Raw genomic sequence first — 10,092 nt, forward strand, 5'->3', positions numbered from 1 at the left:
CGGGGCGATGCAAAGCATCGAACCTTCGGGCGCCCCGGAATGACGAACCCCATCTAAAACCGCTATTGTGCGCACCCGAATCTCTTCCTGGTGCCATCATGCTGCGGATATCCCGCGATCTCGTCATCGACGAGGACGACATCGAGATCGGCTTTGTCCGCGCCTCCGGCCCGGGCGGGCAGAACGTCAACAAGGTCGCGACCTCCGCGCAGCTGCGCTTTGACACGCGCAAGCTGACCTTGCCCGAGGATGCCGCGCTGCGCCTCGCCCGCATCGCCGGCCAGCGCATGACCAAGGACGGCGTCATCGTGATCCACGCCCAGCGCTTCCGTACCCAGGAGCGCAACCGGCAGGACGCCATCGACCGCCTCGTCGAGATCCTCAAGGAAGCCATGGTACGGCCGACGCCGCGGCGCGCGACGCGGCCGACCTTCGCCTCCAAGCAGCGCCGGCTCGAAGGCAAGAAGCGCCGCAGCGACATCAAGGCGGGCCGCGGCCGGAGCTTCGACGACTAAACGGGATCGGTTTTGGGTTGAATCGAGCGGCCGCGGGTCGTTCACCTCTCCCGCTTGCGCTTGCGGGAGAGGTCGCGGAGCGAAGCGACGCGGGTGAGGGCTGTCTCCTCAGGGGGATTCTCCCGTTGCGGAGACACCCTCTCCCCAACCCTCCCCCGCACGCGGGGGAGGGAGCGCACCTCCGTCGTTGCAGCAATCGGGGCTGATCCCATCTGCATCAGTAGCGCTTGGACGGGGCTGCGCCGCCTGTGGTGGAATCGTCGGCCGTTCCCTTGTGCGTAGCGCTACCCGTGGTGCCTCTGGTGCCCTTAGTTGACTTCATGCCGGACTTCTCGCCCGCTGCGCCCGGCTGAGCATTCATCTCCTCATCGCCGCTGCCCATCGTGCCGCCTTGCATGGGTTTGCTTTGCACCGCGCCGCCTGTCTTAGCGGGTGGCGCGCCTTGCGCGAGAACGGGCGTCGCAACGAGAGCCGACAGAGCGCATGCGATCATTGAGGTCTTCACCAACTTCATCCATTTCTCCTGGATTTTTTCGCAATGAATGGCCCGGCGGCTCTCCTTGCGCCGCTTGTCTGCACCGGACCATTGCATCGCGTAGAGAGTTCAAGCGGCGCAACCGTCATGCAATGCGCATCGTGTGGTGAACGTTTAGGGATTTGACGGCGGTTTCGCGGAATTGTGCTCCGCATATAAGGCAGCGCGGAACACCACACGCCACAAGCATCGACGCGCGCAGCGAAACAGCCCGCTACTACCACCGCATGTTTGGCCGCGCCTAGTGTTTGCGCACGTTGATGGAGATGGGCGGATGTAGATGGGCGGATTCTTGGCGATGCGCGTGGCCGTGCTGGGATTGTGCACCGCGATGGTGCTGGTGGTGCGGGTTGCCGACGCGCAGATGCCGTTGCCGGCCGCAAAGCCGCCGGATGGCGCCACACTGTTCAAGCAGCAGTGCGGGGTGTGTCACACTTTGAGCCTGTCGGAGCCGATGCGGCAAGGCCCACCCCTGGTCAAGATCGTAGGCCGGCCCGCCGGCAAGGTCGAGGGCTTCCATTATTCGGACGGCCTCGCCAAGGCTGATTTCACCTGGGACGAGACCCGGCTCGATGCGTGGCTGGCCAATCCGCAAGCCGTCATTCCCGGCGTGATCATGATCTACCGGCAGGCCAAGCCGGAGACGCGCGCCGCCATCATCACCTTTCTTAGGGAGCAGAACTGAATGGCAAAGCCAGTCCATTCCATGATCCGCGTGCGCGACGAGGCGCGATCGCTCGACTTCTACAAGCGCGCCTTCGGCCTGGAGGTCGCCGACCATCTGAAGTTTTCCGACTTTGCCCTGATCTATCTGCGTCACCCATCCTCACCTTTCGAGGTGGAGCTGACGGTGAACTTCGATCGCAAGGAGCCGTACGCGCTCGGCGACGGCTACGGCCATCTCGCCGTGGTGGTCGAGGATCTCGATGCCGAGCATGCCCGCTTCGAGCGCGAGAAGCTCGCACCGGGTCCCTTACGCGATTTCAAGCATGACGGCCGAACGCTGGCGCGCTTCTTCTTCGTCAGCGATCCCGATGGCTACAAGATCGAGGTGATCCAGCGGGGCGGCCGCTTCAACTGATCAAGTCACGATCCAAATCACAAAAATTGACGGAGGAAACCATGAGGGAAGTCGATCGCCGAAGCAAGCACAGCCGCCGCGTCTTTCTCAAGGGCGCGGCGACCGCCGTACCGGTCGCGGCCGTTGCGACCAGCGTCGCCGTCAGCATCGAGGATGCCTGGGCCGAAGAGACGAGCGCGCTCTCGCCTGCGACGATGAAGACGCTGCTGAAGGTCGCGCGTGACATCTATCCGCACGATGTGCTCGGCGACAGCTATTACATCACCGCGATCAAGCCGTGGGACGGCAAGGCGGCGAAGGATCCCGCGGTCAAATCGCTGATCAGCGGCGGCATCAGCCGGCTCGATCAGAACGCGCGCGACCGCCACAAGGTGCCTTATGTCGAAGTGCCCTGGGAAGCCGACCGCGTGGTGCTCCTGAAGGAGATCGAGCAAAGCGACTTCTTCCAGAAGGTGCGCGGCGATCTCGTCGTCTCGCTCTACAACCAGAAGGAGGTCTGGCCGCGGTTCGGCTACGAGGGCTCCTCGGCAGAGCACGGCGGCTACATCAACCGTGGCTTCGCCGACATCGACTGGCTGCCGAAGGCTTAACGCACCCAACGGTTCAGGAGAACGCATATGGCAAAATTCGATCTGAACGACTCCAGCGTTGTGGTGATCGTCGGCTCCGGTGCCGGCGGCGGCACGCTGGGCAACGAACTCGCGCAGAAAGGCGTCAAGGTGGTCATTCTCGAAGCGGGTCCGCGCATCGAGAACCACGACTTCATCAACGACGAATGGGAGAGCTTTTCCCAGCTCGCCTGGACCGACGCGCGCACCACGTCGGGGACATGGCGCGTCGCCAAGGATTTTTCCGGGCTTCCCGCCTGGATCGTCAAGGCGGTCGGCGGCTCGACCACACACTGGGCCGGCGCCTCGCTGCGATTCGACGAGCACGAGTTCAGGGTGAAGAGCACGTACGGCAACATTCCCGGCGCGAACCTCCTGGACTGGCCGGTCACGCTTACCGAGATGGAGCCGTGGTACGCCAAGGCCGAGAACAAGATGGGCGTGACGCGCACCAACGGCATTCCCGGACTTCCCGGCAACAACAACTTCAAGGTCCTGGAAGCCGGCGCCAAGAAGCTCGGCTACAAGACCGTGCACACCGGCAACATGGCGATCAACAGCCAGCCGCGCGACGGGCGAGGCTCCTGCCAGCAGATCGGCTTCTGCTTCCAGGGCTGCAAATCCGGCGCGAAATGGTCGACGCTCTACACCGAGATTCCGAAGGGCGAGTCGACCGGCAATCTCGAAGTGCGGCCAAGCAGTATGGCGGTCAAGATCGAGCATGACGCCAGCGGCAAGGTGACCGGCGTCGTCTACGCCGACGAGAGCGGCGCCATGCAGCGCCAGAAGGCCCGCATCGTGGCTGTGGCCGGCAATTCGATCGAGAGCCCGCGGCTGCTGCTCAACAGCGCCTCGATCATGTTCCCCGATGGCCTCGCCAATTCATCGGGACAGGTCGGCCGCAACTACATGCGGCACATGACCGGCAGCGTCTATGCCGTGTTCGAGAAGTCGGTGCACATGTATCGCGGCACCACCATGGCCGGCATCATCCGCGATGAAGCCGCCAACGATCCGAAGCGCGGCTTCGTCGGCGGCTACGAGATGGAGACGCTGTCGATCGGCCTGCCGTTCATGGCGGCATTCCTCAACCCCGGCGCCTGGGGCCGCTCGTTCACCTCGGCGCTCGACGGTTATCCCAGGATGGCCGGCATGTGGCTGGTCGGCGAGGACATGCCGCAGGAGACCAACCGCATCACGCTCGATCCCGTCGTCAAGGACAAGTTCGGCCAGCCGGTGGCGAGCGTGCATTTCGACGACCATCCCAACGACGTCGCGATGCGCGCGCATGCCTACAAGCAAGGCGCTGCGGTGTATGATGCCGTCGGCGCCACCGTGACCTATCCGACGCCGCCCTATCCGAGCACGCACAATCTCGGCACCAACAGGATGAGCGAGAAGCCACGCGACGGCGTGGTCAACAAGTACGGGCAGAGTCACGACATCAAGAACCTATTCGTCTCCGACGGCAGCCAGTTCACCAGCGGCGCGGCCTGCAACCCGACGCTGACCATCGTCGCGCTGGCGATCCGGCAAGCGGATTACATTGCGGGGGCGATGCAGAAGAAGGAGATTTGATCTGACGTTGCCGTCGCGGTCGCCAGGACGACGTCGAGAAGGGATTTCGTGTCCACACTCAAGGTGTCGTCCCTGCGAAACGCCGGGACGACATCGAGATCGCGGATGCAGTGCTTGTTGCAGCAACTACTCCGCCGCGTCGAGAATGGGCGCAACGGTTGTCTTGAACTCCTGCACCGGCGCCATCGTCTTCGATCGATAGATCAAACACGAGCAGCGCAACAGCGAAGCAAAATTGTTGACCTCGCCGTGATGGTCGAGCACCTCGTTGTAGAGCGTGGTCAGGAACTTGCCGAGGCTCATGCCCTCCTTGGCCGCGATCTCCTCCAGCGTGTCCCAGAATGCCATTTCCAGCCGGATCGAGGTGCAATGGCCGCCGATCCGTAAGGAACGGGTCTGGGATTCGTAGTCGCGTTGGGGCTGGTGCGCGAAGAGATGGCACATGGCGTCCTCCCGTCCTGTTGCCATTTTTTCACGATGCTACACTGCGGCCCGGCACCCCACAATCAGGACGGTGGCCGATGATCGGTCGAGCGCCGATGCTCGATTTTCTCGAACGTCCAATGTCTTCAATGTGATAGGCACCCCTCTTCCCCAGGCCGCCACGCGGCTGTTGCCCAACACATGCTTTTGACGCAACACGGCCTAGAATAGCGCCGTCAGCGAATCCAGATCGAAAGCCTCATGCCCGTCCGTCAATTGCCAGAACAGGTCGTCAACCGCATCGCCGCCGGCGAGGTGGTCGAACGTCCGGCGAGCGTAGTCAAGGAGCTCGTCGAGAACGCCATCGATGCCGGCGCGAGCCGGATCGACGTCTTCACCGACGGCGGCGGGCGGCGGCGGATCGGCATCACCGACGACGGCGGCGGCATGACTGCGAAGGACCTCGCGCTCGCCGTGGAGCGCCACGCCACCTCCAAGCTCGACGACGAGGACCTGCTGCAGATCCGCACCCTCGGCTTCCGCGGCGAGGCGCTGCCCTCGATCGGTTCGGTGGCGCGCCTCTCCATCACCACGCGGCACGCGAGCGAGCCGCACGCCTGGGCGTTGTCGGTCGAGGGCGGCGAGAAGTCCGAGATCATGCCGGCAGCGCTGGCGCATGGCACGCGTGTTGAGGTCGGCGACCTCTTCTACGCGACGCCGGCGCGGCTGAAGTTCTTGAAGACCGACCGCACCGAAGCGGAAGCCATCCGCGAGGTGGTGCGGCGCCTCGCGATGGCGCGACCCGACATCGCCTTCACCCTCGCGGGCGAGGAGCGCGCGCCGGTGACCTGGGCCGCCGCCCTGCCCGGTGCCGCCGGACGCCTGACGCGGCTCGGTGATATCCTCGGCGCCGAATTCCGCAGCCACGCCATCGAGGTCCATGCCGAACGCGAGGGCGTCGTCGTCGCCGGCTATGCCGCGGCTCCCGCGCTGACCAAGGCCAACGCGCTCGGACAATATCTCTTCGTCAACGGCCGCCCGGTGCGCGACAAGCTGATTCTCGGCGCCGTGCGCGCGGCCTATTCCGACTATCTGCCGCGCGACCGCCATCCCGTGCTGGCGCTGTTCGTCACGCTGGACCCGCGCGAGGTCGACGCCAACGTGCATCCAGCCAAGACCGAGGTGCGCTTCCGCAATGCCGGCCTCGTACGTGCGCTGATCGTGCATGGATTGAAGGAGGCGCTGGCGCGCGAGGGCCGACGCACCGCCGCCAACAGCGGCGAGAGCGCATTGTCCTCGTTCCGGCCTGTGTTCACGCCGCCGCGTCCGGCAAGCTGGGACTGGCGCGCCTCTCCATCCGCCCCGGTCGCACCGATGCCGTCCTTCGAAGGCGCCGGCGCACCCGCTTTCGCCGAGCGTGCGCAGGCTGCCTTCGACGTCGGCGCGCCCAGTGCGGACGTGCGGATCGAGGCGCAGCCGGTGGCTGACCTCGTCGACCGCCCGCTCGGCGCGGCGCGCACGCAGATCCACGAGACCTACATCGTCTCGCAAACCCGCGACGGCCTGATCATCGTCGACCAGCACGCCGCGCATGAGCGCATTGTCTACGAGCGGCTGAAGGCCTCGCTCGCTGCGAACGGCGTGCAGCGGCAGATCCTGTTGATCCCCGAGATCGTCGAGATGGACGAGGCCACTGTGGAGCGCCTGCTGGAGCGCAGCGAAGAACTGGCCTCATTCGGGCTTGCCATCGAATCCTTCGGGCCCGGTGCGGTCGCGGTGCGCGAGACACCGTCGCTGCTCGGCAAGACCAATGCCGGCGGCCTCTTGCGCGATCTCGCCGAGCACATGGCCGAGTGGGACGAGGCGCTTCCGCTCGAACGGCGCTTGATGCACGTCGCCGCCACCATGGCCTGCCACGGCTCGGTGCGTGCCGGCCGCAGGCTTAGGCCCGAGGAGATGAACGCCCTGCTCCGCGAGATGGAGGACACCCCGAACTCCGGCCAGTGCAATCACGGCCGGCCGACCTATGTCGAGCTGAAGCTGAGCGATGTGGAGAAGCTGTTCGGGCGGAGGTAGCGCAGTTAGAGGATGGGTTTCGCTTCGCTCTACCCACCCTATGGCCTCTTCAAGAACACGAACTCCGTGTCGTCATAGGCGCGCCGCTCCAACTCCTCGAATCCCTCCGGCGTCACGAACTGCGCAGCCTTCGCTTCCTCCACCACCAGCAGCGCACCCGGTGTCAGCCAGCCGCCGTCGCGCAGGCTCGCGAGCGCCTTCTCCGCAAAACCCTTGCCATAGGGCGGATCGAGGAACACCAGCGAGAACGGCTCGACCGGATGCGCGGGGCCGAGATCGGTCGCATCGCGGCGATAAACCTTGGTGACGCCGCCGAGGCCGAGCGCCTCGACATTGCTGCGCAGCAGCGCCCGCGCCTCGGCGCCATTGTCGACGAACAGCGTGAACTTCGCGCCGCGCGAGGCCGCCTCGATGCCGAGCGCCCCGGTGCCGGCGAAGAGATCGAGCACGCGCGCGTCCGCAATCGGATCGTCGTAAGCATGCACCAGGATGTTGAACACCGACTCGCGCAACCGGTCCGCCGTGGGGCGGATGTCGCGCGAGGACGGCGAGGCCAAATTGCGCCCCTTCAATCGGCCGCCGACGACGCGCAAGCTAGTCCTCCCGGGGCGTCAGATCGCGCTTGCCGTGATAGCCGCGCTTGGGACGGCGCGGCGGGCCGTAGCCGCTCGCTTCCAGCTCGTTGCGCTCGCGCGCCTCCTCGCTGCCGGTGCGCTGCACCAGCACGCGGCGGCCCTTGCGGTCGGCGATCACGGCACGCTTGCTGGCGGGCTTGTTCTCGCGGGGAGCATCGCCGCCGCCCGCAGAAGGTTTCTGCGGCACGTCGAACTGCGCGCCCGACTTCTCGATCACCTTGTCGCCGAGCTGCTCGCGCAGCACGCGGGAGCGGATCTCCTCGACCTGGCCCTCGGGGATCTCGCCGAGCTGGAACGGACCGTAGGAGACGCGGATCAGCCGGTTCACCTCGAGGCCGAGATGGGCGCAGACATTGCGCACCTCGCGGTTCTTGCCTTCACGGATTGCGAACACCAGCCAGACATTGGCGCCCTGGTCGCGCTCCAGCGTCGCCTCGATCGGACCATATTTCACGCCCTCGACCTCGATGCCGCTCTTGAGCTCGTCGAGCTGCGCCTGGGTGACGTCGCCATGGGCGCGGACGCGGTAGCGGCGCAGCCAGCCGGTGTCGGGCAGCTCGAGTGTGCGCGCGAGCCCGCCGTCGTTGGTGAGCAGCAGCAGGCCCTCGGTGTTGAAGTCGAGCCGGCCGACGCTGATCAGCCGCGGCAGGCCTTCGGGCAGATTGTCGAACACGGTCGGACGCCCCTCGGGATCGTCATGCGTCGTCATCAGCCCGCGCGGCTTGTGATAGAGGAACAGCCGCGTGCGTTCACGCTCCGGCAACGGCTTGCCGTCGACCATGACCACGTCGTTCTTGGTGACGTCGAGCGCCGGCGAGTTGATGACCCTTCCGTTGACGGTGACGCGGCCTTGCGTGACCATCTCCTCGGCATCGCGGCGCGAGGCAAGGCCGGCGCGGGCCAGCACCTTGGCGATGCGCTCGCCGGCCTTCTTCGGCTTCGGCGCGTCCTCGCGGCGCGGCCGGCCCTCGAAATCACGATCGCGCTCGCGATAGGCGCCGCGGCCGCCGAAGGCGGGACGCTTCTCGAAAATCCTGCTGTCGTCCTCATTGTCGCGGCGCGGACGATCGCGGAAGCCGCCCTCGTTGCGCGGATGCTCCTGCCAGTTCATGCGGCCTTCCGGCCGCTTCTCGCGCGAGCGGTTGAAGCGCGGACGATCGTCACCGGAACGCTCCTCGCGCGGGCGCGAGAAACGCGGGCGATCATCACCCTCGTCGCGGCGCCGGGAGAAACGCGGACGGTCGTCGCCACGGCCACCGTCGCGGCGATCGTCGCGCTGACGCCAAGGCTTCTCGTCGCTGCGATCGCGGCCGCCGAAATCCTTGTCGAAGGGCTTGCGCGGGCGATCGCCACGCGGGCCCGCCTCGCGCTTCTGCCACGGCTTGGAATCGCCGCGCTCGCCGCGATCGCGCGGGCGATCGCCAAAGCTGCGCTTGCGGTCGCCGCCCTCGAAGTCGCGGTCGCGGCTGAAATCCTTGCGCGGCCGATCCGAACCGCCACGCGAGAACTTGCGGTCCTCGAAACGCCGCTCAGTTCGCTCGCCGCGTGGCGCGCGCTCGTCGCGGTCGAATTTCGGGCGATCGCCGCGCGGCTTGAACGGCCGGTCGCCCCGCGGCTTGAAGCTGCGCTCGCCACGGCCTTCACTGCTGCGATCGTCGCGCTTGAAGCGGGGACGGTCACTGAAGTCGCGACGCGGGGCATCGCCCTCATCGCGACGACGGAACGGACGGCTGTCGCGGTCGCCACGGGGCGGGCGGCTGTCGCGATCGCCTTTACCCTCGAAGCCGCGCTTGGCGAATTTCTTCTCGGGGCCACGCGGCTTGCCGCTACGGCCTTTGGCCGGGCCTCGCCGGCCGCGGGAATCGTTGTCTTTGTCGCTGTCGCGAGGCATGAATGATCTCACTTAAGGGGTGGCGCGATGAGCATTGTGCGCGCTCGTTCCGAGCCGCACGCCCAGGCAAAATCGGTATCCACTCTTGCTGAAGGCGGAGCTAGTAGCAGGTTTCTGGCGATGATACGAGGCATGAAAGCCCCTTCTTTCATGGATTTGGCGCTTCTGGCGGCCGAAAATGCCGGAAAATCGGGCGAAGTTCCGATCGGATGCGTAGTGGTCCGCAATTCCGAGGTCATCGCCACCGCGGCCAACCGGACGCTGACCGACCATGATCCGACCGCCCACGCCGAGCTTGTCGCGTTGCGCGAGGCCGCCGCGAAGATTGGCAGCGAGCGCCTCGTCGACTGCGACCTCTACGTGACGCTGGAGCCCTGCACCATGTGTGCGGGCGCGATCTCTTTTGCAAGGGTCCGCCGGCTCTATTACGGCGCGGCCGATCCCAAGGGCGGCGCAGTGGAATCCGGCGTGCGGTTCTTTGCCTCGCCGACCTGCCATCATGCGCCGGACGTCTATTCCGGCGTCGGCGAGAGCGATGCGGCGCGGCTACTCAAGGAGTTCTTCCGGGAGCGGCGGTGACTCCCACACTCCGCTGTCATGCCCCGGCTTGACCGGGGCATCCGGGGCGACTTCAACCGGTCGTCGCAACACCTTGTGTATCGCTCACCCGCAGCAATTCGTCGAGAGTTTCTGCCGGTGTTTTCCAGCCCAGGGTCTTCCGAGGCCTGGTGTTGAGTGCAAGAGCGACGG

Annotated in this window: 11 protein-coding genes; 7 read left to right on the forward strand and 4 right to left on the reverse strand. The window is 66.0% G+C overall.

Annotated features, from left to right (window positions below; all coding sequences use genetic code 11):
* The first annotated feature begins 98 nt into the window (after positions 1-98).
* Entirely contained in the window at positions 99-515 is a 417-nt protein-coding gene (gene arfB / locus CVM73_RS33395; protein ID WP_027575820.1) for an alternative ribosome rescue aminoacyl-tRNA hydrolase ArfB, read from the forward strand.
* A gap of 217 nt (positions 516-732) precedes the next feature.
* On the opposite strand, the gene CVM73_RS33400 is transcribed toward arfB, so the two are convergent.
* On the reverse strand, positions 733-1,029 hold the full coding sequence (locus CVM73_RS33400; RefSeq protein WP_100236032.1) for a hypothetical protein: 297 nt from the start codon (positions 1,027-1,029) through the stop codon (positions 733-735).
* A 319-nt stretch (positions 1,030-1,348) separates the two neighbouring features.
* Between CVM73_RS33400 and CVM73_RS33405 the strand changes: the two genes are divergently transcribed.
* From CVM73_RS33405 to CVM73_RS33420, 4 genes are read left to right on the forward strand one after another with little or no spacing between them, the layout of a single operon-like run.
* The gene (locus CVM73_RS33405) at positions 1,349-1,735 is read left to right on the forward strand and encodes a c-type cytochrome (RefSeq protein WP_167407207.1); all 387 of its coding nucleotides are present in this window, start codon (positions 1,349-1,351) and stop codon (positions 1,733-1,735) included.
* On the forward strand, positions 1,736-2,131 hold the full coding sequence (locus CVM73_RS33410) for a VOC family protein (protein WP_100236022.1): 396 nt from the start codon (positions 1,736-1,738) through the stop codon (positions 2,129-2,131).
* Between the two features lie 41 nt (positions 2,132-2,172).
* Positions 2,173-2,721, forward strand: coding sequence for a Twin-arginine translocation pathway signal (locus CVM73_RS33415; protein ID WP_100236023.1), 549 nt, complete (start codon positions 2,173-2,175; stop codon positions 2,719-2,721).
* 27 nt (positions 2,722-2,748) lie between these two features.
* Positions 2,749-4,317, forward strand: a complete 1,569-nt coding sequence (locus CVM73_RS33420) for a GMC family oxidoreductase (RefSeq protein WP_100236024.1) — start codon at positions 2,749-2,751, stop codon at positions 4,315-4,317.
* 126 nt (positions 4,318-4,443) lie between these two features.
* On the opposite strand, the gene CVM73_RS33425 is transcribed toward CVM73_RS33420, so the two are convergent.
* On the reverse strand, positions 4,444-4,761 hold the full coding sequence (locus CVM73_RS33425; RefSeq protein WP_100236025.1) for a ribbon-helix-helix domain-containing protein: 318 nt from the start codon (positions 4,759-4,761) through the stop codon (positions 4,444-4,446).
* Between the two features lie 240 nt (positions 4,762-5,001).
* On the opposite strand from CVM73_RS33425, the gene mutL reads away from it, so the two are divergent.
* The gene (mutL, locus tag CVM73_RS33430) at positions 5,002-6,816 is read left to right on the forward strand and encodes a DNA mismatch repair endonuclease MutL (RefSeq protein WP_100236026.1); all 1,815 of its coding nucleotides are present in this window, start codon (positions 5,002-5,004) and stop codon (positions 6,814-6,816) included.
* A gap of 38 nt (positions 6,817-6,854) precedes the next feature.
* On the opposite strand, the gene rsmD is transcribed toward mutL, so the two are convergent.
* Positions 6,855-7,409 carry a 16S rRNA (guanine(966)-N(2))-methyltransferase RsmD gene (gene rsmD / locus CVM73_RS33435; RefSeq protein WP_100236027.1) on the reverse strand — a complete coding sequence of 185 codons (555 nt, stop codon included), beginning with the start codon at positions 7,407-7,409 and terminating at the stop codon, positions 6,855-6,857.
* A gap of 1 nt (position 7,410) precedes the next feature.
* Positions 7,411-9,342: a pseudouridine synthase gene (locus CVM73_RS33440; protein WP_167407204.1), complete on the reverse strand. Its 1,932-nt coding sequence runs from the start codon at positions 9,340-9,342 to the stop codon at positions 7,411-7,413.
* Between the two features lie 120 nt (positions 9,343-9,462).
* Between CVM73_RS33440 and CVM73_RS33445 the strand changes: the two genes are divergently transcribed.
* On the forward strand, positions 9,463-9,921 hold the full coding sequence (locus CVM73_RS33445) for a nucleoside deaminase (RefSeq protein WP_100236029.1): 459 nt from the start codon (positions 9,463-9,465) through the stop codon (positions 9,919-9,921).
* Positions 9,922-10,092: the final 171 nt, after the last annotated feature.

This window comes from Bradyrhizobium forestalis, from assembly GCF_002795245.1.
Lineage (GTDB): Bacteria > Pseudomonadota > Alphaproteobacteria > Rhizobiales > Xanthobacteraceae > Bradyrhizobium > Bradyrhizobium forestalis.